The 22202-nt window shown below is 43.9% G+C and carries 16 protein-coding genes and 1 tRNA gene; 7 read left to right on the top strand and 10 right to left on the bottom strand.

The window, feature by feature from the left end; all coding sequences use genetic code 11:
- Nucleotides 1-187 precede the first annotated feature (187 nt).
- Nucleotides 188-850: a uracil-DNA glycosylase gene (locus ACESQI_RS08070; protein ID WP_007486975.1), complete on the bottom strand. Its 663-nt coding sequence runs from the start codon at nucleotides 848-850 to the stop codon at nucleotides 188-190.
- Nucleotides 851-864: 14 nt separating this feature from the next.
- On the bottom strand, nucleotides 865-1902 hold the full coding sequence (asnA, locus tag ACESQI_RS08065) for an aspartate--ammonia ligase (RefSeq protein ID WP_007486978.1): 1038 nt from the start codon (nucleotides 1900-1902) through the stop codon (nucleotides 865-867).
- A 219-nt stretch (nucleotides 1903-2121) separates the two neighbouring features.
- Between asnA and ACESQI_RS08060 the strand changes: the two genes are divergently transcribed.
- A tRNA-Arg gene (locus ACESQI_RS08060) sits at nucleotides 2122-2193 on the top strand.
- A gap of 79 nt (nucleotides 2194-2272) precedes the next feature.
- Here ACESQI_RS08060 and ACESQI_RS08055 read toward each other — a convergent pair.
- Nucleotides 2273-2995 (bottom strand): HAD family hydrolase, encoded by a 723-nt coding sequence (locus ACESQI_RS08055; RefSeq protein WP_044166771.1) that lies wholly within the window; start codon nucleotides 2993-2995, stop codon nucleotides 2273-2275.
- Nucleotides 2996-3096: 101 nt separating this feature from the next.
- Here ACESQI_RS08055 and ACESQI_RS08050 point away from each other — a divergent pair, with 101 nt between their 5' ends.
- Nucleotides 3097-3573, top strand: coding sequence for a DUF5035 family protein (locus ACESQI_RS08050; protein ID WP_025866719.1), 477 nt, complete (start codon nucleotides 3097-3099; stop codon nucleotides 3571-3573).
- A 71-nt stretch (nucleotides 3574-3644) separates the two neighbouring features.
- Here ACESQI_RS08050 and ACESQI_RS08045 read toward each other — a convergent pair whose 3' ends face one another.
- The 3 genes from ACESQI_RS08045 to lysS form a co-directional block, all read right to left on the bottom strand.
- Nucleotides 3645-4982: a glucose-6-phosphate isomerase gene (locus ACESQI_RS08045; RefSeq protein WP_007486983.1), complete on the bottom strand. Its 1338-nt coding sequence runs from the start codon at nucleotides 4980-4982 to the stop codon at nucleotides 3645-3647.
- Between the two features lie 152 nt (nucleotides 4983-5134).
- Nucleotides 5135-6130 (bottom strand): NAD(P)H-dependent glycerol-3-phosphate dehydrogenase, encoded by a 996-nt coding sequence (locus ACESQI_RS08040; RefSeq protein ID WP_195450026.1) that lies wholly within the window; start codon nucleotides 6128-6130, stop codon nucleotides 5135-5137.
- Nucleotides 6131-6216: 86 nt separating this feature from the next.
- Entirely contained in the window at nucleotides 6217-7944 is a 1728-nt protein-coding gene (lysS, locus tag ACESQI_RS08035) for a lysine--tRNA ligase (protein WP_195450025.1), read from the bottom strand.
- 835 nt (nucleotides 7945-8779) lie between these two features.
- Here lysS and ACESQI_RS08030 point away from each other — a divergent pair.
- Together ACESQI_RS08030 and ACESQI_RS08025 are read left to right on the top strand one after the other, a co-directional pair.
- Entirely contained in the window at nucleotides 8780-10138 is a 1359-nt protein-coding gene (locus ACESQI_RS08030) for an MATE family efflux transporter (RefSeq protein WP_195660235.1), read from the top strand.
- A gap of 98 nt (nucleotides 10139-10236) precedes the next feature.
- Nucleotides 10237-11181 carry an Rpn family recombination-promoting nuclease/putative transposase gene (locus ACESQI_RS08025; RefSeq protein ID WP_373125719.1) on the top strand — a complete coding sequence of 315 codons (945 nt, stop codon included), beginning with the start codon at nucleotides 10237-10239 and terminating at the stop codon, nucleotides 11179-11181.
- Nucleotides 11182-11192: 11 nt separating this feature from the next.
- On the opposite strand, the gene ACESQI_RS08020 is transcribed toward ACESQI_RS08025, so the two are convergent.
- Both ACESQI_RS08020 and ACESQI_RS08015 read right to left on the bottom strand, forming a co-directional pair.
- Nucleotides 11193-11768, bottom strand: coding sequence for a Crp/Fnr family transcriptional regulator (locus ACESQI_RS08020; protein WP_373125718.1), 576 nt, complete (start codon nucleotides 11766-11768; stop codon nucleotides 11193-11195).
- Complete coding sequence (locus tag ACESQI_RS08015; RefSeq protein WP_373125767.1) at nucleotides 11755-13137, bottom strand: MATE family efflux transporter; 1383 nt, start codon at nucleotides 13135-13137, stop codon at nucleotides 11755-11757. The genes ACESQI_RS08020 and ACESQI_RS08015 overlap by 14 nt, the downstream gene beginning before the upstream one ends.
- Nucleotides 13138-13553: 416 nt before the next feature.
- Here ACESQI_RS08015 and ACESQI_RS08010 point away from each other — a divergent pair, with 416 nt between their 5' ends.
- Complete coding sequence (locus ACESQI_RS08010; protein WP_195349757.1) at nucleotides 13554-14216, top strand: AAA family ATPase; 663 nt, start codon at nucleotides 13554-13556, stop codon at nucleotides 14214-14216.
- Between the two features lie 97 nt (nucleotides 14217-14313).
- Here the strand turns inward: ACESQI_RS08010 and ACESQI_RS08005 are convergent, their stop codons facing one another.
- Nucleotides 14314-15981, bottom strand: a complete 1668-nt coding sequence (locus tag ACESQI_RS08005) for a putative transporter (protein ID WP_195450024.1) — start codon at nucleotides 15979-15981, stop codon at nucleotides 14314-14316.
- 230 nt (nucleotides 15982-16211) lie between these two features.
- Here ACESQI_RS08005 and mutA point away from each other — a divergent pair, with 230 nt between their 5' ends.
- Both mutA and scpA read left to right on the top strand, forming a co-directional pair.
- Nucleotides 16212-18110: a methylmalonyl-CoA mutase small subunit gene (gene mutA / locus ACESQI_RS08000; protein ID WP_373125716.1), complete on the top strand. Its 1899-nt coding sequence runs from the start codon at nucleotides 16212-16214 to the stop codon at nucleotides 18108-18110.
- Between the two features lie 102 nt (nucleotides 18111-18212).
- Nucleotides 18213-20360: a methylmalonyl-CoA mutase gene (gene scpA / locus ACESQI_RS07995; protein WP_373125714.1), complete on the top strand. Its 2148-nt coding sequence runs from the start codon at nucleotides 18213-18215 to the stop codon at nucleotides 20358-20360.
- A gap of 304 nt (nucleotides 20361-20664) precedes the next feature.
- Here the strand turns inward: scpA and ACESQI_RS07990 are convergent, their stop codons facing one another.
- A complete protein-coding gene (locus ACESQI_RS07990) occupies nucleotides 20665-21951 on the bottom strand; it encodes a DUF4861 domain-containing protein (protein ID WP_373125713.1) in 1287 nt (428 codons plus the stop codon).
- Nucleotides 21952-22202 lie beyond the last annotated feature (251 nt).

The following is a 22202-nucleotide window of genomic DNA, read 5'->3' as shown; positions in this document are numbered from 1 at the left end:
GCATTATTGCTCGTTCTGTGTGGTCTGATTGGAGAAAAGAGATGGAAAAAGAGAGGGTATATCAGTTGACGGATTGATAACTGAAGTTATGGTTCTTAGGAAAGTAAAAATTGAGAGTTGAAGATTGCTGTACTATTATGCTGTATGGCAATTTTCAACTCTCAACTTATAATTTTGGACTAAGTCGTCACCAAACGATTTCTGTTTCTCCGTATGTCTTTAAGTATTCATTAGCTCTACTGAAATGCTTGTTTCCGAAGAAACCATTGTAGGCAGATAGGGGTGAGGGATGTGCTGAGCTGAGTACAAGGTGTTTATTACGGTCAATGAACGCCCCTTTGCGTTGTGCATAGCCTCCCCAAAGAATAAAAACGAGATGTTCCCGCTCTTCGGCTAATACACGAATAGCGGCATCTGTAAATTCTTCCCAGCCACGACGTTGATGTGAACCGGCTTGGTGGGCACGTACGGTCAGGGTGGCATTGAGTAGCAGAACTCCTTGTTCGGCCCATCGTGTTAGATTGCCGGTAGTTGGAGCATCGGTACCGATATCTGCTTTTATCTCTTTAAATATATTGATCAATGATGGCGGGAAGGGTACTCCGTCGTTCACAGAGAAACAAAGGCCATGTGCCTGTCCGGGACCGTGATAAGGATCTTGTCCGATAATGACTACTTTTACTTTGTCGAACGGACAGAGATTAAAAGCATTAAAAATCAACTTTCCCGGAGGATAGATGGCGTATTGACTGTATTCACTTTTCACGAATTCTGTCAGTGTACGGAAATAGTCTTTTTCAAATTCGGGTTGGAGGTGAACTTTCCAGCTTTCTTCTATTTGTACATTCATAGTATGAGATACTTTTATATAAGGTGTATGTCAAATGCTTCACATTCTTTTCTCATGTCTTCGGGCCAGATACTTGCTTGGATTTCTCCGATATGAGCTTTGCGGAGGTAGAACATGCACAGGCGTGATTGGCCGATACCACCACCGATAGACAGAGGCAAAGTGTCGTCCAACAGACGTTTATGGAAATAGAGTTCGAGGCGTTGCTCTTGTTTTTCTTCTTTTACCTGGCGTAACAAAGCCTCTTTGTCAACGCGGATACCCATGGAGGACAATTCTATAGAACGCTGTAAAACATCATCCCATAACATAAGATCCCCATTTAATCCCGGTAAGTCATTGAGCCCTTTTGTGGTATAATCGTCATAGTCGGGTGCACGTCCGTCATGCTTTTTTCCGTCACCAAGTTTGCAACCGATACCTATGATAAATACAGCACCATACTTCTGGCAGATAGCATGCTCACGGCATTTAGGTTCCAGAGTGGGATATAGCTGGCGGAGTTCTTCTGCATGAATGAAGTGTAACTTTTGCGGTAGGCAAGGTTTTATTTGCGGATACATTTCGTATACCATATATTCGGTGCGAATCATTGCGGCGTATATGCGATTTACGATTTCCTTGAGAAATTCTACGTTACGTTCTTCTGCTGTCATGACGCGTTCCCAGTCCCATTGATCTACATATAATGAGTGCAGGTTGCCTAATTCTTCATCTGAACGTATGGCGTTCATATCTGTATAGATACCATATCCGGGTTCAATATGATAGTCGGCAAGTGTTAACCTTTTCCATTTGGCAAGTGAGTGTACAACTTCGGCCTGTGCGTCTTCCAGATCCTTGATAGGGAAGGATACAGGGCGTTCTACCCCGTTCAGGTCATCGTTGATTCCCATCCCTTTGAGTACGAAGAGGGGAGCGGTGACACGACGCAAGCGCAGTTCTGACGATAGATTCATCTGAAAGAACTCTTTTATCTGTTTGATACCAAGTTCCGTCTGCTTCAGGTCAAGAAGAGGTTTGTAATTTTGAGGTTTTATAAGATAACTCATAGGTTTATTATATGTTAATTGTCGACAAAGATAGGAATAATATCTATAATATGTATTGCTTTTCGTCTAAAAGAATGTCAATATGATAAAGATTTCCTTGATGTCGGTTTCAAAATAACACATTTTCGGAGGCGGGAATAGAAAGAAGAATGAAAAAATGTCTGAAAGATTAGGAAGATAAGAAGTTTTTATCTATTTTTGTCGTCGCAAATGTAACCCGGCTCTGTAGTTCAACGAATAGAATGTAGGTTTCCGGTACCTAAGATAAGGGTTTGATTCCCTTCGGAGCTACTTTGAGGCTGTGCTTTTTTAATGAGCACAGCCTTTTATTTTTATCTATAAAGCAAATGTTCTACTATTGTTCTACAGTTCATTTGCGCTTTTTATCTGCTTCTTTATTTCCTTGTAAGCTGTTGGTAAAGGTGGTCCATCCATCACAAAGAGCTTGCATGGAAGGATACAGAGCATTTGCGCCGGCATCCAGTAATACTTTGTTATCCAGCGGGCCTGTATTGACTGCTATTGTGAAGATACCGGCTGCTATCCCTGCCTGTACGCCGAGTGGAGCATTTTCTATGACTATTGCTTCGTTGACATTGAAACCACCTTTTTCGAGAGCCATCAGGTAGGGCTCAGGATGTGGTTTGCCGTGTTTTACGTCGAAAGCTGTCACCATCAATTCCGGGTGAAATGTGTTGGGGAAATTGTGCTCGAGACGGTCCAGTAGTGATCGCTGGCCAGAACCGGTAACTACCATAGGAACTAATCCGGCTTCTTTTATTTTTTGCAATAACTCCCAGGCTCCCGGCATCGGTTCGGGTTCGGGGAATTTGTTGAACTCTTCACTTTTTTCGTGATAAATGTTTTCTATTTCGTCCGGAGTGGCTTCCCGGCCCAATTGACGCTGGCTGACAATGTTGATTGTTCCGGCTCCGGTACGACCTTCATGCAGATAGGCTTCTTCGCGACTGAGATTGAGTCCGTGGGCCTGCATTACTTTATGCCAAGCTTCTGCATGATAGGGCATGGAATTAAACAGAACGCCGTCCATATCGAATAGTACGGCTTTCAAGTGTATTTCTTTCTGAGACATATCTTTGATACCTATTGATTTTTGTGCTACAAAGTTACGCTTTTTTTGCATATTCGGATATATTATGTATTTTTGTGGCATAATCAAGAGAACTACATAACATGAAAAAGCTACTTCTTGTATCATTATTACTACCGCTGTTAGTTTCGTGTTCTGGCTCGGCAGAGAGTCCTGTTATTGAAATAACGGGGTTTTTCATTGGAGATGATACTAAAGATTATAGTAAAGATATGGCTTCCATGCCTTCTTTGAAAGTCGGCGATGAAATGACTGTTTCATTGAGACTGGATGGAAATGGTGAGGATCTGAATACGTTTATAGTGAAGGAAGCAGCAGAACAGCTTGGTATAAAAGGGTTTGATTTGCCGGGTGGTGTTTCTTCCGAATCGGATTTGTCGAAGCCGGAGAATGGCGTTATTACGTTTAAAGATGGGATACAATATACCGAACTGAAGGTAGAGGTATGTGTAAAGACAGTGGCCGATGCGGATGCTATATTGGCTTTTTACTTGTCTTCGAAGGCTGAATGTGAAAGTGCCCAGGAAAAGATAGAATTGAAAACGGAAACGAAGAAGTAATATTCGAACCGTATATAAATCAGAAGGGCGGAATTTTTAAAGTTCCGCCCTTTCTATTTATATACTTTTATTTATAGCTTTGCTTGTATCGCTTTTGATTCTTCTTCGTATCCCGGTTTGTTCAACAGAGCAAACATGTTCTTTTTGTATGCTTCTACACCTGGTTGATTGAATGGGTTTACGCCCAGCAAGTAACCGCTGATACCACAAGCTTTTTCAAAGAAGTAGAACAGTCCGCCGATGTTATATTCGCTTAGTTCGGGAAGAACAATGCGCATATTGGGTACACCACCGTCTACGTGAGCCAATTGAGTACCAAGTTCGGCCATTTTGTTCACTTCGTCTACGCGTTTGCCTGCCAGGAAGTTCAATCCGTCCAGGTTAGCTTCGTCCGAAGGTACTTCCAGTTTGTGGTTTACTTTATCTACAGAGATAACGGTTTCAAAGATGGTACGTTCGCCTTCCTGAATCCATTGTCCCATAGAGTGAAGGTCGGTAGAGAAATCTACGGCAGCCGGGAAGATACCTTTGTTTTCTTTTCCTTCTGACTCTCCGTAAAGCTGTTTCCACCATTCGCCAATGTAGTGCAATTTGGGGTTGAAGTTTACGAGTATTTCGATCTTTTTGCCATTCTTATACAGTTCGTTGCGGGTAGCAGCGTAGAGGGCAGCAGGATTCTCTGCAAAGGGTACGTTCAGCGCACAAGCCTTTTCCATATCGGCAGCACCAGCTACCAGTTTTTCAATGTCAAATCCGGCCACTGCGATAGGTAGCAGACCTACCGGAGTCAGTACGGAGAAACGTCCGCCTACGTTGTCGGGGATGATAAATGATTTGTATCCTTCTTTGTCGGCAGTGATGCGTGCTGCACCTTTCTGGGCATCTGTAACAGCTACAATCACTTTCTTTGCCACCTCTTTGCCACGCTGGTCTTCGCACTGTTTTTTCAAAAGGCGGAAAGCAAGGGCAGTTTCAGTAGTGGTACCTGATTTGGAGATATTGATGACACCGAATTTTTTGTCTTTCAGGAATTCGGTAAGTTCATACAGATAGTCTTCGCCGATATTGTGTCCGGCGTAGATGATAACCGGTGCGGTTTTCTTGTCCTGTAACCATGTGAAGCTGTTTGACAATGCTTCGATAACTGCGCGGGCTCCGAGGTAGCTGCCACCAATACCGGCTACGATCACTACTTCGCAATTTTCACGCAATACCTGTGCAGTAGCTTTCAGATCGGCCAGATGTTCCGGGCTGATAGAAGAAGGCAAGTGCAGCCATCCTAGAAAATCATTTCCTTTACCGGTACCGTTTTCTAGTGTTTCTTGTGCGGCTTTTACCTGAGCTTCGTAGGCAGAAACCTTTTCTTTAGAGATAAATCCCAAAGTCTTTTCAATGTTCAAACTAATCATAATGTATATGTTTTAAATATTCTTTTAGTAGTGATTTAGTAGTAAGTAGTCAAGTAGTAAGTAGGAGATGGTTTTACTTACCAACAAGTAGCAAGTACTATCTTCTACTTACTACTTAACTACTTGACTACTTACTACTAAGCTACTTCTTTTCACCTAAATGAATCTGTCAGCAACTTGATCTCGATCATTGGTGATATACGTTCGTACAGAATGTTGTAGACTGCATCGAGTATCGGCATATTCACATGGTGGTGTTTATTGATCTCTTTGATACATTTCGTACCGTAATATCCTTCTGCTATCATCTCCATCTCTATCTGTGCGCTCTTCACCGAATATCCTTTGCCGATCATGGTACCAAACGTACGATTACGGCTAAAATTAGAGTATCCCGTTACCAACAAATCCCCTAAATAAACAGATTCGTCTACGTTTCTGTTCAATGGATGTACGGTGTCGAGAAAACGTCTCATTTCCTGTATGGCATTGGAGATAAGCACAGCCTGGAAGTTATCGCCGTATTTTAATCCGCTGCAGATGCCGGCGGCGATGGCATATACGTTCTTTAGTACAGAGCTGTATTCGATACCTGATACATCGTCGCTAATGGAAGTCTTTATAAAATTACTTCCCAGTCTGCGGGCGAAGATCCGGGCTTTATCCGTGTCCGGACAGGCAATGGTCAGATAGGAAAGACGTTCCAAGGCTACTTCCTCGGCGTGGCAGGGGCCTGCCAACACTGCTATGTTCTCGGGAGGAACGCCGTATTCTTTCGTGAAGTATTCCGATACGATGAGATTGTTGTCGGGTACAATTCCTTTGATAGCGGTAATAATGAACTTGTCTCTTATACGCGTTTTCAGCTTTTTGAGATGAGTCTTCAAATAAGGGGAGGGGGTGACGAAGACGAGTGTGTCCGATTCCTTCACGATGTCATTGATGTTTGAACTGAAATTAATGCGTTTCATGTCAAACTTCACACCAGTGAGGTAAGCCGGATTGTGTCCAAGTCGTTTAAAGTCGGCTATACGATCGTCACGGCGCATATACCAATTGATAGAGTCCTCTTGTGCGAGGAACATCTTGGCTATGGCTGTGGCCCAGCTTCCGCCGCCCATTATCGCTATCTTACCGGGTAGTTTCATATTGTAGAAATTAAAGATTGAAGATTAAAAATTAAAGGGAGGAGGCGAGAGAGGCCCCTCCCTGTTTAATTTCTAATTTCTCATTTTTAATTAAGTTTCTGTATCCATTCGGTGACATCGTTCACGGAAGGATTGGTCAATTCCAATTTATATTTCTTATTGATGCCGCAAATGTCTTGATGCAACTTCTGCGGATTCACCTCTTTCATCTCTTCTACCAAGTTGTATCCGGCTTTTTGGATAACTGCTATCCAGTCTTGAGGGATGCCTAATTCGGTATATTTGGAATCCGGATCTTTTTTGATGACCTTTTCCGGGCGCATCTGTGGGAAGAACAACACTTCCTGAATGAAAGGTTTGCCGGTCATCAGCATAGTCAGGCGGTCGATGCCGATGCCGATACCCGATGTCGGCGGCATACCATATTGCAGAGCTTTGAGGAAGTCCTGATCGATGAACATAGCCTCGTCGTCGCCTTTTTCGCTTAGTTGTAGTTGGTCTTTGAAGCGTTCTTCCTGATCAATCGGGTCATTCAGCTCGCTGTATGCATTGGCCAGTTCCTTGCCGTTTACCATAAGTTCGAAGCGTTCGGTCAGTCCTGGTTTGCTGCGGTGCATTTTGGTCAACGGGCTCATTTCTACCGGATAGTCGGTGATGAAAGTGGGCTGGATAAACGTTCCTTCGCAGAATTCGCCGAAGATTTCGTCTATCAACTTGCCTTTACCCATTGTATCGTCGATTTCCATGTTCAGTTCCTTGCATATCTGGCGGATTTCGTCTTCGCTCTTTTCGTTGAGGTCGTATCCGGTTTTTTCTTTGATCGCATCCAGGATGGGCAGACGGCGATACGGAGCTTTGAAGCTGATTGTTTTGCCATCGATGGTGGTTTCGGGGCTTCCGTTTACTGCAATGCAAATACGCTCCAGTAAGTTTTCGGTGAAACTCATCATCCAGTTGTAATCTTTATATTGTACGTACAGTTCTATGCAGGTGAACTCAGGATTATGGTTTTTGTCCATCCCTTCGTTACGGAAGTTTTTCCCGATTTCATACACACCTTCAAATCCGCCTACGATCAGTCGCTTCAGATAAAGTTCGGTAGCGATACGCAGGTAAAGGTCCATGTCCAGAGAATTATGGTGAGTGATGAAGGGACGGGCACTCGCTCCACCGGGGATGGATTGCAAAGTCGGAGTTTCTACTTCGGTATATCCGGCTTCATCCAGTATGGCACGCATCGTTCTGATAATGGTAGCACGCTTCAGGAATGTTTCTTTTACACCCTCGTTCACAATCAAGTCTACATAGCGTTGGCGATAGCGCAGTTCGGGATCTTCAAAAGAGTCGTACGCCACACCATCTTTGTATTTTACAATAGGTAACGGTTTGATAGACTTGGCCAGTACAGTCAGCTTTTTGGCATGGATACTGATTTCGCCCATCTGTGTACGAAATACAAAACCTTCGATTCCGATAAAGTCACCTAAGTCGAGCAGGCGTTTGAATACGCTGTTGTACATCTCTTTATCTTCTCCCGGGCAGAGGTCGTCACGGGTGATGTACACCTGTATACGTCCTTTGGAATCCTGCAATTCAATGAAAGATGCTTTGCCCATAACGCGGCGACTCATCATACGTCCGGCTATGGATACCATGCGGGGTTCGTCTTCGTCTTTGAATTCCTGTTTTATATCGGTAGAGAAAGCATTGGTTACATACTCTGCTGCGGGATAAGGCTCAATGCCCATCGCACGAAGCTCATTCAGACTGTTGCGTCGGATGATTTCCTGTTCACTTAGTTCTAATAGGTTCATTTCGTTACGTATTAACTCAATATTTGGTGGCAAAAATACGAAACATTTTTAATATTACGGCATGAACCGGCTGCTAATTTGCCCGAAGGGGAGTAGGAGGGAGGGATGGAAGGAGGTGAAACCGGTGATTATAGATTGTCAAATTGACAAAATGTATATAAACTGGGGCAGGAAGACGCTGGTTGTGGCGTGCCGGAGGGTGGGTGCTGTTTTTTCGATTGTAGGGTGATTGGGAGTATTCATTTTGCTTGTTATCTGATGCATGATGGTGTGTTTGTCTCTTTGTGAATGGAAAAGTAGGGCTATTGTGCGGCGTTTCTCCGCTATTTCTTTCATTATGACAGAGATGAGTGCCTCTTTTCGTTGTGTCGGATAGGCGAAAAAGGCGTCAGAAAGTTCTTTTTTTGCTCTTTCGATTGCTCCTCGGTGAGGAAGAAGTTGTTCCCCGGTGAGGAACGAGGTGTTCCTCGGTGAGGAACGGAGCCTTCCCCGGTGGGGAACAGAAGTTTTGCCGGTAGTAAAAGGAGGCTTTATATGCAGAAATGTTGTATGTATATTCTTTTATTGTGCGATAATTTGCATATTCTTGCGTGTGCTATTCATGCTAATCCTCTGGTTGTACTATTTTGTATTCGGGTGTTGTTAGTCAATAAGGGATATTTGTGTTATAAAGATAGTGTTTTGTGTTTTCTTGTGACAAGTGTTAAATGGACGAATTGTCCGGGGTGAGACTGAAACAGACATAACCTCTTTTACGTAGTTTCAAAAAGTGAACTTCCGTTTGTACACCTCTTTGAAAAACACTACTTTTGCACCCTGAATATAAGAAACAGGTATGACAACAGGACAAAAGGCACCCACAGCGTTGGGTACTGAAAAGATTGGAAAACTTTTGATGCAGTATGCCATCCCGGCTATTGTTGCAATGACTGCATCTTCTCTTTATAACATGGTAGACAGTATCTTCATCGGGCATGGAGTGGGACGTATGGCGATTTCCGGTCTTGCGCTGACTTTTCCGTTGATGAATCTTGCGGCCGCTTTTGGTTCGTTGGTAGGGGTAGGGGCTGCCACGCTGATTTCTGTGAAACTCGGGCAGAAAGATTATGACACTGCCCAACGGGTTCTTGGCAATGTGCTGGTGTTGAATATCATAATCGGTTTAGCATTTACTGTTCTTACTTTACTGTTTCTCGATCCCATCCTTTACTTCTTCGGAGGGAGTGAGGCTACTATCGGGTATGCCCGTGATTATATGGAGGTGATTCTGCTGGGCAACGTCATTACCCATCTTTATCTGGGCTTGAACGCGGTGCTTCGTTCTGCGGGGCATCCTCAGAAAGCGATGTACGCCACCATTGCTACGGTAGTCATTAATACCATACTCGATCCGGTATTTATCTTCGTTTTCGACTGGGGGATTCGCGGAGCTGCCATTGCTACGATTGTAGCACAAGTCATTGCGTTGTTGTGGCAGTTCAGGTTATTTAGCAATAAGGACGAATTGCTGCATTTCCACCGGGGCATTTTCCGTCTGAGGCGCAAGATTGTATTCGATTCTCTTGCCATCGGCATGTCTCCCTTCCTGATGAATCTCGCCTCCTGTTTTATTGTGATTCTTATCAATCAGGGGCTGAAACGTCATGGGGGTGACCTTGCTATCGGAGCCTTTGGCATCGTCAACCGGCTGGTATTTGTCTTTGTAATGATTGTGTTAGGATTGAACCAGGGGATGCAGCCCATTGCCGGTTATAATTTTGGTGCCCGGCAATATCCGCGTGTCACCCGCGTACTGAAACTGACTATTATAGGAGCGACTATTGTTACTACTACCGGTTTTCTGCTTGGCATGTTTATCCCCGATCTGCTTGCCTCCATCTTTACTTCTGACGCCGAGCTTATACAGCTTGCGGCAGAAGGGTACCGCATTGTCGTGATGTTCTTCCCTATTGTGGGGTTCCAGATGGTTGCATCCAATTTCTTTCAGAGCATCGGTATGGCAAGCAAAGCTATTTTCTTGTCACTCACCCGGCAGATGTTATTCCTCATTCCCTGTTTGCTTATTCTCCCGCAATACTATGGGCAGACAGGCGTATGGGTAAGTATGCCGGTATCCGATCTGGCAGCGAGCCTTGTTTCGGGTGTTATGCTTTGGTGGCAGTTCCGTCAATTCAGAAAGATGAGCCTTGGATAGAAACGTTGAAAAACTCCGTTCGTCTCTTTTTTCTTCTCTTCTTCTGCATTCTTTCCGATTATTGCGTATCTTTGTAGAAAGTGAAAAGAAGGATCATTATGGGACAGAAAGACAGATACATCCGATTTGACTGGGCAGCGAAGCGCTTACTCAGGAACAAAGCCAATTTTGGCGTGCTCGAAGGGTTTCTTACCGTACTATTGGGCGAGGATATTCATATTCTGGAGATACTTGAAAGCGAAAGCAACCAGCAAAGTGAAGAAGATAAATTCAACCGGGTAGACATCAAAGCCCGCAACAGTAAGGATGAGATTATCATTGTTGAGATACAAAACACTCGTGAACTCTACTACTTGGAACGCATCCTATATGGAGTGGCGAAAGCCATAACCGAACACATTGAGCTGGGCAGTATCTACTCCGACGTCAAAAAAGTATACTCTATCAGTATTCTCTATTTTGACATAGGCCAGGGTAATGACTATCTCTATCATGGTCAGAACGCTTTTGTAGGCGTACATACCGGAGACTTTCTGCAAGTGACCACTAAAGAGAAAGGAGCCATTGTGCGTAAACTACCGGCCGAAATATTCCCGGAGTATTTCCTTATCCGTGTCAATGAGTTCAATAAAGTAGCTGTCACTCCGCTGGAAGAGTGGATAGAGTATCTCAAAACCGGCAGTATCCGTCCCGACACCAAAGCACCGGGATTGGAAGAGGCACGAAAGAAACTGATCTATTATAATATGGAACCAGCCGACAGACAAGCCTATGACAGGCATATCGACGCAATCATGATACAAAATGATGTGTTGGGAACCGCTAAACTTGAGGGTTTGCAGGAAGGAAGAGAAGAAGGCTTGCAGGAAGGAAGAGAGAAAGGCTTACAGGAAGGAAGAGAGAAAGGCTTACAGGAAGGACGGCAAGAAGGACGTCAGGAAGAGAAAAGAGCTATTGCGCGTAATATGAAAGCGCTCAATTTACCCGTCGAAACCATTACCCAAATATCCGGCTTAACAAGAGAAGAGATAGAACAGCTTTAATAAAGAGGTTCTTATTTCCCCTTTCCTATCCCCGCCCTTATTCGGCTCAATGATTGTGGTGTGATCCATAGATACGATGCAATGTACTTCAACGGTACATGCAGCAACAATTCCGGCGTTTCTTTTATGAGTGTCAGGTACCGCTCTTTGGCCCTTGGGCTGCCGGCACTGATCAGCCAGTTTTCCGTAGTCAGCAGTTGGTGCTCCATGAGCCGTCTGCCCAGGTTGGCCAGACCGATAGAAGTAGAATACAACTCGTTTAATACAGCTTTTGAAATGCAATAGGCGATGCTGTCAGACATCGCCTCTATGCTTATTTGTGAATAAGAGTTGTCCACATATCCCCATACAGAGAAAGCCGCTTCGCCTTTCGAGGCAAACCAAATGCTGGTGTCTACGCCATCCTTTAGATAATGCCCCCGCCAGATACCTTCTTTTATAAGATAGAGATTTGTATTCTTTGTTCCTTCCTGAACAATCACCTCTCTCTTTTTAAACCGTACCTCTTCCATGTGGCTCAGCAATGCTGATATATCTGCTTCAGACAGTTGATATCTGTTCCGGAATTTCTCTTCAAACGTTTCCATGCTGCAAAGATACATTTCCCCGGTGGGACAAGAAACGATCTTTCAGATAAATTGCTACAATATAGAGAAAAGTCAATAGTTCGGCCAACGGAACGGCCAGCCAAATGCCCGGTACCCCAAAGAAATGAGGCAATGCTAAGAAGCCGATGAGCATAAATACCACACCACGCAGCAGGGTGATAATCGTAGCCCTGTGTGCCCGTTCGATGCTTTGGTAATAACCAATGCCCACAATGTTGAAGGCAAAAAAGAGGTATCCGATAGCGAAGTATGGTATTCCCGCTACAGCGATGTCATAAGCACCATAGCTGCGGTCGATAAATAACGACACAATGTTGCGGTTGCACAAAACGGTTACTATAAAAAAGCAGATGCCGCAAAAGAGAGCGGTCTTTATAGAGAGGCGGAAGGTCTGTTGTACCCGCTTGCTGCTGCCTGCTCCGAAGTTGTAACTCATAATGGGTTGTGCCGATTGTGCAATAGCATTGTACACCATAAATATAATGGGGAAGAAATAGCAAACGATACTGAAGGCTGCTACTCCGTCTTCGCCCAGATGACGGATGAATACATAATTGCCCAGAAACATCATACAGGCTATCGAGGCCTCACTGACGAATGCCGAAGAACCTAACTTTACCATATAGCCGATGTTGCGGAAAGTCAGTTGCCTGCTTTTCCGGCTCAACTTAATAGGATAAAGCCTGAAGGTTCGCGAGAAACGCAACAGATAGATAAGTACCATCAATCCTCCAATCATTGTTCCCAAACTTGTGGCAAATGCCGCCCCCATCAATCCCCATCCAAAGACGAAGATAAAGACGTAATCTAGTACAATATTGCTAATTGCCGCAATGGCATTACACCACATGGCATAGTTGGGCGCTCCATTCAGGCGTACAAAGAACATACCTGCATTGAGCAACAGATAGAAGGTGAGGAACGGGACATACCAGTTCATATACTCTACTACTAAGGGTAACAGTCGCTCCGAGCTTCCTAATAATCTGCCTACCGGTTCTACAAAATAACAACAAAGTGCCGATAAGATAAGTATCAGCAAGGATGAAAACACAAGTGCCTGTGTGATATTAATACCTGCTACTTTACGTTTACCGTGCGATAAGTGGATGGATGCAACTACAGAAGCTCCCACCCCAAACATTAACCCTACTCCGGTCGTAATCATAAACAGAGGGGCAGTAATATTGACAGCTGCCAGTGCGTCGCTTCCTACGCCTTTGCCAACAAAGATCCCATCTGTTATTACAAATACAGCGGAGAAAACCATCCCTAATACTGTTGGTATTAATAACTTACGGAACAACTTAGAGATATCCATACTCCCAAAGTCGATACTGTCCTTCATTTCTATATTCTCTTTCTTTTTCATGCTGCAAAGGTATGGCAAGAAATGGAGAGAAAAGTTACCATTTTGTAATAAATAATCCGAATCGATAGTGAAAACCAAGATGTGGTAAATTATAGTTCATTTCTGTATGGTATTTCACCACAGAGGTCGCAGAGGGCACAGAGTTTAAATCTTTATTGAAACACAGAATTCTAAGACCTGCACAAATATTTGCGCAGGTCTTAGAATTCTGTGATTATCCGCGTTTTATCAGAGAAAATAATATCTCTGTGCCCTCCGTGTCCTCTGTGGTGAACTGATTCATTTCGGATCACTTATGCACTAAGTAATGCTCCGCCACAACGCAGCCAATTGGCATATTGGCACATTGAATAATTAGCACATTATTTTTCTTCTTTTCAGAAATATTCCGTATGTTTGCTTCAGAACCAATATACAAATGTACTATGAGTGGTAATTATGTTATTAATATCGGTCGTCAGTTGGGTAGTGGCGGAAAAGATATAGGCGAGAGGCTGGCAGCCCGGTTAGGAATCGACTTTTATGATAAGGAGTTGATTAATCTCGCTTCAGAAGAGAGTGGACTTTGTAGGGAGTTCTTCGAGAAAGCCGATGAGAAGGCTTCGCAAGGCATTATAGGTGGATTGTTTGGGATGCGCTTTCCCTTTATAAGTGACGGGGCTATGCCCTGTACCAATTGTCTGAGCAATGATGCACTCTTTAAAATTCAGAGTGATGTTATCCGCAATTTAGCGGCAACCAAATCCTGTCTATTCGTCGGACGTTGTGCCGATTATATCTTGCGTGAACATCCCCGTTGTGTTAATATCTTTATATCTGCCTCGAAAGAAGACCGTATCGCCCGGCTTCGAAGCATACATGGCATCAGTGAAGAGGATGCTGAAGGAATGATGGAGAAGGCGGACAAGAAGCGTTCGGAATATTATAACTATTATAGCTATAAAACCTGGGGAGCAGCAGCAACCTATCATCTCTGCATTGATTCTTCTGTGTTAGGTATTGAAGAAACCGTCAGGTTTATAGAAGAGTTCGTTGCCAGAAAACTGAAACTGTAGTCGAATTGACAGTTGACAATTGACAGTTGACAGTTAGCTGCGCTATCATGCTGCATAGTAACTGTCAATTGTCAACTGTCCACTGTCAATTAAATAATTACATCATCAGCAGCAATATCATTTGCCCCGCCAGAATGCGCAGAAACATAGTCAGCGGATAGACAGTAGAGTATCCCACGGCAGGTGCATCATTATTTGAAGCCTGATTGGAATAAGCCAATGCGGGAGGGTCGGTGTTACTACCGGCAATAAGCCCCATTAGTGTGAAATAATTCACCTTATAATATAGACGTGCAATTGCCCCGATAATCAGCAATGGAATAACGGTAATAAGGAAGCCATAACCCACATACAATAAACCGTCTCCTTCTACCACCGTGTGTACGAAGTTTGCTCCCGCTTCGATACCCACACTAGCCAGGAATAATACAATACCTATCTCACGTAGCATCAGGTTGGCACTCATTGTTGTATAAGTAACCAAATGAAGTTTGTATCCAAAGCGGCCGATCAGAATAGCCACCACCAACGGACCACCTGCCAAACCAAGTTTTACCGGTGTTGGCATGCCCGGGAAAGCAATCGGCAGACTACCTAGGAGGATACCTAAGAAAATACCTACGAAGATAGTCACGATATTCGGATGGTCCAGGCGCTTCAATGAGTTACCAAGTACACTTGCCACACGCTCTACAGCATCCTGCTGGCCTACTACCATGACGCGGTCACCTACCTGTAAAGTAAGGTGCGGGTCGGCAAACAAGTCCATACCCGAACGGTTGACGCGGGTAATGTTCACTCCGAACATACTTCGGAAATGCATATCTCCCAATTTTTTACCGTTAATATCAGATTTAGTGATCAGGATACGGCGTGATACCATCGGCATGTCTTGCTTTTCCCAGTCCACCTGTACCTCTTTTCCGATGAAAGCAATGATGGCCTCTGTGTCTTCTTCAGAACAAACAATAAAGACCTGGTCACCCATATGGAATTCGGTTTCATGATTGGGAATACTGACGTGCCCTTCGTGCCGGATGCGTGAACAGACAAAAGGGCGTCCGAGAAAATCCTTTACCTGAATCAGCCTTTTGCCGTCAATCGATTCATTACGTACCTCAAGGCTCATCAGATGAGGCTTGTGTTTCATATGTTCGGCATCCTGATTCTTGAGTTCTTCTTCCTCTTTCGCAAGGTTGATACGGAAAAGGTAACGAATGGCAATGATGGAACCAATGATGCCAACTACCCCCAACGGATAAGCACATGCATATCCCAAGGCTATCTGAGGCCCGTTGTAGTTGAGTTGTGTCAATGCTTCCTGTGCAGCACCGAGTCCCGGTGTATTCGTTACGGCACCATATAAGATACCCACCATCATCGGCAATTCAATACGGCCGTTGGCAATGAAATAGATAGTCAACGCCACAGCTATATTCAATACCACAATACCTACAGCCAGCAGATTGAGTGTCATTCCTCCTTTTTTGAATGAAGAGAAGAAACTGGGCCCCACCTGTAAGCCGATACAGAACACGAACAATATCAATCCGAACTCGCGGATGAAATGCAGAATGTGTATGTCGCCGGTAAATCCAAAGTGTCCCATCAGGATACCGGTGAACAAAACAAAGGTAACTCCCAATGAAACTCCGAAGATTTTAATCTTCCCTAAGAGTACTCCGGCAGCTATCACAAAGGCATAAAGAAAGACGATGTGTGCTACGGAGCTGGGATCCCATAATAGACTTTGTATCCAATCCATAGTAGTTTTTTATTAAAATTGCCGCAAAATTAGTCATAACAAAGCAGGTAATCAAACAAATTCTCTCTTTTATTTGTTGATGACACCTTGCTATCCGGCTGTGCGAATTTTCCCTAAAAAAAGTATTGCATTAGAAGTATTTGTCTATCTTTGTGAGACTATTGGCAGCACTTAGAAAGATTCATTAAGATAAAGATAATATTAATCTTGTTTTAAACTTACAATAAACTATGGCAGACAGTAAAGAAAAGCTCTTCTCAGATTTTTCTCCTGTGCCCACCGAAAAGTGGATGGAGAAAGTCACAGCAGACCTTAAAGGTGCTGATTTTGAGAAGAAACTCGTTTGGAAGACAAACGAAGGATTCAAGGTAAAACCTTTCTATCGTATGGAAGACCTTGAAGGATTGAAAACAACCGATGCACTTCCCGGAGAATTTCCTTATCTGAGAGGAACGAAAAAAGACAGTAACGAATGGTTGGTTCGTCAGGAAATCAAAGTAGAATCCCCCCAAGAAGCAAATACCAAGGCACTTGATATATTGAATAAGGGTATCGACTCTCTCTCTTTCCATGTAAAAGCAAAAGAACTTAATGCAGCTTATATTGAGACTTTATTGAACGATATTTGCGCAGAATGTGTTGAACTCAACTTCTCTACCTGTCAGGGTCATGTGGTAGAACTGGCCAATCTTCTGGTAGCTTATTTCCAAAAGAAAGATTATGATTTGAAGAAGTTGCAGGGATCTATCAACTTTGACTACTTCAACAAAATGCTCTCTAAAGGTAAGGAGAAAGGGGACATGGTTCAGACGGCGAAAGCCCTGATTGAAGCCATTCAACCATTACCTTTCTATCGTGTACTCAATGTAAATGCACTTTCGCTGAATAATGCAGGTGCTTATATCTCTCAGGAATTAGGATATGCACTCGCTTGGGGTAATGAATATATGAGTCAGCTCACTGAGGCCGGAGTACCTGCTGCTATAGTAGCGAAGAAGATTAAATTTAACTTCGGCATTAGTTCTAATTACTTTCTTGAAATAGCTAAATTCCGTGCTGCCCGTATGCTATGGGCCAATATTGTAGCTTCCTATAATCCCGAATGTCTGCGCGATTGCGATAATAAAGGAGCAAACGGCGAATGTCGTTGCGCTGCCAAGATGAGGGTACATGCCGAAACTTCTACTTTCAACCTCACTTTGTTTGATGCTCATGTGAACTTGTTGCGTACACAGACAGAGGCGATGAGTGCTGCTTTGGCAGGTGTAGATTCAATGACGGTTGTCCCGTTTGACAAAACTTATGAGACTCCGGATGAATTCTCTGAGCGTATGGCCCGTAATCAGCAATTGTTGCTGAAAGAAGAGTCTCACTTCGATAAAGTGGTTGACCCGGCTGCAGGTTCTTATTATATCGAAAATCTGACAGTATCCATTGCCAAACAAGCATGGGAACTTTTCCTGGCTGTAGAAGAAGAAGGTGGATTCTATGCTGCTCTCAAAGCCGGTACGGTACAGGCTGCCGTGAATGAGAGTAATAAAGCCCGCCACAAAGCTGTAGCACAGCGTCGTGAAATTCTGTTGGGTACCAATCAGTTCCCGAACTTCAACGAAAAAGCAGGTGAAAAGAAACCGATAGAAGCAAAATGTTGCTGTGGCGGACACGATGCCTGTGAAAAAGAGGTGACTACACTGAACTTTGACCGTGCTGCCAGTGAGTTTGAGGCATTGCGTCTTGAAACGGAGGCTTCCGGTAAACGTCCTAAAGCATTCATGTTGACCATTGGTAACTTGGCTATGCGGCAGGCACGTGCACAATATTCATGTAACTTCCTGGCTTGTGCCGGATATGAGGTGATTGATAACTTAGGATTTGAATCTGTAGAAGCTGGTGTAGAGGCTGCAATGGCTGCTAAGGCTGATATTGTAGTACTTTGTTCCAGTGACGATGAATATGCAGAATATGCTATCCCTGCCTTCAAGGCAGTGAATGGCCGTGCGATGTTCATTGTGGCCGGTGCTCCTGCCTGCATGGACGAATTGAAAGCCGCAGGTATTGAAAACTTCATTCATGTGCGTGTCAACGTACTCGATACACTAAAAGAGTTTAACGCGAAGTTATTGAGTTGACAAGTTTTTAAGCTGATAAGTTTTTAAGTTTGTGAGTTTGCGAGTCCCGTACCTGGAACTTAAGAACTAATGATCTTGAAAACTAAAAAACTAAAGAAAAAGATGAGAAAAGATTTTAAGAACTTAGATATATATGCCGCATTTCAGCCCGCTAACGGTGCAGAGTGGCAAAAGGCTAACGGAATCGAAAGTAACTGGAAGACTCCGGAACACATCAGTGTGAAGCCTGTTTATACAAAAGAAGACCTTGAAGGTATGGAGCATCTGGAATATGCAGCCGGACTCCCTCCTTATCTGCGTGGCCCGTATTCAGTGATGTACACCCTTCGTCCCTGGACAATCCGTCAGTATGCCGGATTCTCTACTGCCGAAGAATCCAATGCTTTCTATCGTCGTAACTTGGCTTCCGGCCAGAAAGGTTTGTCGGTAGCATTCGACCTTGCTACGCACCGCGGCTACGACCCCGATCACGAACGTGTAGTAGGTGACGTCGGTAAAGCCGGTGTATCTATTTGCTCGCTTGAGAATATGAAAGTCCTGTTTGATGGTATTCCTTTGAACAAGATGTCTGTATCTATGACAATGAACGGTGCGGTTCTTCCGATTCTGGCTTTTTATATTAATGCCGGCCTTGAACAAGGTGCACAGTTGGAAGAGATGGCTGGAACCATTCAGAATGATATTCTGAAGGAATTCATGGTGCGTAACACCTATATTTATCCACCTGCATTCTCTATGAAGATTATCTCTGATATCTTTGAATATACTTCACAGAAGATGCCGAAGTTCAACTCTATCTCTATTTCGGGTTATCACATGCAGGAAGCAGGTGCAACAGCCGATATTGAGTTGGCTTATACACTGGCCGATGGTCTGGAATACCTTCGTGCTGGTACGGCTGCCGGCATTGATATCGATGCCTTTGCTCCTCGTTTGTCTTTCTTCTGGGCTATCGGAACCAACCATTTTATGGAAATAGCCAAGATGCGTGCCGCCCGTATGTTGTGGGCCAAGATTGTAAAACAGTTCAATCCCAAGAACCCCAAATCATTGGCATTGCGTACTCACTCGCAGACTTCCGGTTGGTCACTGACCGAACAGGACCCGTTCAACAACGTAGGGCGTACCTGTATCGAGGCAATGGCTGCTGCGCTGGGACATACTCAGTCGTTACATACCAATGCGCTGGATGAGGCTATTGCTTTGCCGACAGACTTCTCCGCACGTATTGCCCGTAATACTCAGATTTATATTCAGGAAGAAACGTATATCTGTAAGAACGTTGACCCATGGGGTGGCTCTTATTATGTAGAATCTTTAACCAATGCTCTTGCTCATAAGGCATGGGAACTGATTGAAGAGGTAGAGAAGTTGGGTGGTATGGCGAAAGCAATCGAAACCGGTATTCCTAAAATGCGTATTGAAGAGGCTGCTGCCCGTACACAGGCTCGTATTGACTCCGGTTCACAGACTATCGTAGGTGTGAACAAGTATCGTTTGGAGAAAGAAGCTCCGATTGATATTCTTGAAATTGACAATACGGCTGTTCGTCTGGAGCAGATTGAGAACCTGAAACGTTTGAAAGAAGGACGTAACGAAGCTGAAGTACAGAAGGTCCTCGAAGCTATCACCAAGTGCGTGGAAACCAAAGAAGGTAACTTACTGGAGCTGGCTGTAGAAGCTGCCCGGGTTCGTGCTACACTGGGTGAAATCTCTTACGCATGCGAGAAGATTGTAGGACGGTATAAAGCAGTAATCAGAACTATATCAGGCGTGTATTCATCAGAAAGTAAAAACGACAGCGACTTCAAGCGTGCTTGTGAACTGGCCGAGAAGTTTGCGAAGAAAGAGGGACGTCAACCTCGTATCATGATTGCAAAAATGGGACAGGACGGTCACGACCGTGGTGCCAAAGTAGTAGCAACCGGCTATGCCGACTGTGGTTTCGATGTGGATATGGGACCGTTGTTCCAGACTCCGGCTGAAGCTGCCCGCGAAGCTGTTGAAAACGATGTTCACGTAGTGGGCGTTTCTTCATTGGCTGCCGGACACAAGACACTGATTCCGCAGATCATTGACGAATTGAAGAAGTTGGGCCGCGAAGATATTATCGTGATTGCCGGTGGTGTAATTCCTGCTCAGGACTATGATTTCTTGTATAAAGCAGGTGTAGCTGCTATTTTCGGCCCGGGTTCACCGGTAGCGAAAGCAGCTTGCCAGATACTGGAGATTTTGCTGGACGAAGAATAAGTCAACAAGTCTTTTAAGAAATAAGAACAGGGGTAGGAGCCAAATGGTACTGCTCCTGTTTTTTTATCCGGTACAGAAGAGACAGGGCTGTTTTAAATTGGTATTTTATACACAGGAGGGTGTGCCAAAAAGTCTGAGAAAGCTATCAATGTATAATATCGTAAACGCAGATTCACGCAACTTATCGCAAATATTCATTTATTCTTTGCGTCAATTAGCGATCATCTGCGTTTTAATAATAGCGAGTTTTACTTTTGTTACCCTCTCGCTAATACCTCCCTGAAACAATCTGATTACAATAAACTTATTTGGATATTTCCACTACAACCGGATTTACCATATTCCGGGCATAGCTATCAATCATATTCATATAATAATCCCTGTTCGTAAATTGTTCGTCTGCCAGTTCCCAGGCGGCATAGGCATTGAACAGGTATTTTCCTTCTTCATTGGGTTTCATTTTTACACACCACGTTTTCAGGATATCCGAACCCTTGTCGGGCGCATTAAAGACATCGGAATAGTTGCTCACTGGCATAATGAGACTCATCCCCATATACCACTCCTTATTGTAAGTTTGCCGGTCATGCGTACTCATAGAAACAACTTTCCGATCATAAGTCTCCAGTCTTTGAGGCATATCGTTGAAGTTTCCTACAATTCCTGTTACCAATACTGCGTTATCGGGTAGAGGAGAAGTTGTTATCTCATTTTCATATCCATACTTTCCTGCCCAAATAGTCATTGTTTCATGTACGTCGACTTTGGTATTCCCCACTTGCCATCCATAAAAGTCTAATTTAAAGATAGAGCGCACAGGGCCTTTACAAACAAGTGAGTAACGTGTTGAGTCCACATTATCTACAGTTTCTTCTATAGTAACTCCCATACGTAAAAGGGTATCGGGCAATTGAACAGCTATACCTCCCAGTCCGAAAGAGTTGGCAGCGCTCATAATGTCTCTCCCCCAGGGGCGGAGAACGTGATAGGTATCACCCGGAGTTCCGTCAGGACGGATACCTACTGTATCGAGCACAAGATCGGGTATTCTTTTTCCAAACACATCTCTACAGTTTCGCCCGTCAAAGTAATGGCGGAATCCCATTTTGTCATTTTCCCATGATGGGCCGTCTGTCTGGTAGGGATAAGGGTTGTTATCGTCTCCACCTCGTGCCAGGTTTTCTTTTCCATGCATATCGGTTGTCAGCTCTTCTATCAATCCTGGGCGTTTCATTTTACCATAATGCACATTGGTGCGTACAGGGAAATCCGGGTAGCTCGCTTTATCTATCCATTCTAATTGTAAAGTCAGTTTCTCTTTTTCGTTTATGTTGTATACGAATGCCAGTTCATCCCATAGTCCGTCTCCGTCCAGGTCGTCTAACTGGGAAGGAATATACTGTCCTCCTTTATCCTTTAGTACGGGAACCAATTTCTGATTTTCCGCACACAGGTCTTTGCGCTTGATTACACAGGCTTCGTCTTGCCGGGAAGTATCTGTTGGATTGGTTAGTGTGATTATATCTGCATTTCTTTCCGCACAGCTTTCGCAGACCACAGCAGCTACTCCCAAAATGAATAAGAATTTCATACTTGTTTTCATGTTTTCAGAACTTATTTAATGTTGGTTACAAAAGTGGTAATATTCTGTTTAATAAGGTATGAAATCTGATCCATATTCTGGTAAATTTGTATTTTACCCTCTTTTATCGGCTTAAAAAAACAGGTTTATTATACGAAAGTACAAGTACTTGATATAATTTTCACATGTTTCTTATCTATTAAGGTTTATCTTTGTAGCGTTCGCATGATATTTAATTTAATTCCTATATTTGCGTACGT

Source organism: Bacteroides sp. HPS0048, assembly GCF_964240755.1.
In the GTDB taxonomy this organism is placed as follows: domain Bacteria; phylum Bacteroidota; class Bacteroidia; order Bacteroidales; family Bacteroidaceae; genus Bacteroides; species Bacteroides nordii.
This window is presented reverse-complemented; position numbering and strand designations above follow the sequence as displayed.

Bases quoted from the DNA above. Each gene is read 5' to 3' on its own strand.
- ACESQI_RS08070 (WP_007486975.1), bottom strand. From the start codon at position 850: ATGAATGTACAAATAGAAGAAAGCTGGAAAGTTCACCTCCAACCCGAA.
- asnA (WP_007486978.1), bottom strand. From the start codon at position 1,902: ATGAGTTATCTTATAAAACCTCAAAATTACAAACCTCTTCTTGACCTG.
- ACESQI_RS08055 (WP_044166771.1), bottom strand. From the start codon at position 2,995: ATGTCTCAGAAAGAAATACACTTGAAAGCCGTACTATTCGATATGGAC.
- ACESQI_RS08050 (WP_025866719.1), top strand. From the start codon at position 3,097: ATGAAAAAGCTACTTCTTGTATCATTATTACTACCGCTGTTAGTTTCG.
- ACESQI_RS08045 (WP_007486983.1), bottom strand. From the start codon at position 4,982: ATGATTAGTTTGAACATTGAAAAGACTTTGGGATTTATCTCTAAAGAA.
- ACESQI_RS08040 (WP_195450026.1), bottom strand. From the start codon at position 6,130: ATGAAACTACCCGGTAAGATAGCGATAATGGGCGGCGGAAGCTGGGCC.
- lysS (WP_195450025.1), bottom strand. From the start codon at position 7,944: ATGAACCTATTAGAACTAAGTGAACAGGAAATCATCCGACGCAACAGT.
- ACESQI_RS08030 (WP_195660235.1), top strand. From the start codon at position 8,780: ATGACAACAGGACAAAAGGCACCCACAGCGTTGGGTACTGAAAAGATT.
- ACESQI_RS08025 (WP_373125719.1), top strand. From the start codon at position 10,237: ATGGGACAGAAAGACAGATACATCCGATTTGACTGGGCAGCGAAGCGC.
- ACESQI_RS08020 (WP_373125718.1), bottom strand. From the start codon at position 11,768: ATGGAAACGTTTGAAGAGAAATTCCGGAACAGATATCAACTGTCTGAA.
- ACESQI_RS08015 (WP_373125767.1), bottom strand. From the start codon at position 13,137: ATGAAGGACAGTATCGACTTTGGGAGTATGGATATCTCTAAGTTGTTC.
- ACESQI_RS08010 (WP_195349757.1), top strand. From the start codon at position 13,554: ATGTTTGCTTCAGAACCAATATACAAATGTACTATGAGTGGTAATTAT.
- ACESQI_RS08005 (WP_195450024.1), bottom strand. From the start codon at position 15,981: ATGGATTGGATACAAAGTCTATTATGGGATCCCAGCTCCGTAGCACAC.
- mutA (WP_373125716.1), top strand. From the start codon at position 16,212: ATGGCAGACAGTAAAGAAAAGCTCTTCTCAGATTTTTCTCCTGTGCCC.
- scpA (WP_373125714.1), top strand. From the start codon at position 18,213: ATGAGAAAAGATTTTAAGAACTTAGATATATATGCCGCATTTCAGCCC.
- ACESQI_RS07990 (WP_373125713.1), bottom strand. From the start codon at position 21,951: ATGAAATTCTTATTCATTTTGGGAGTAGCTGCTGTGGTCTGCGAAAGC.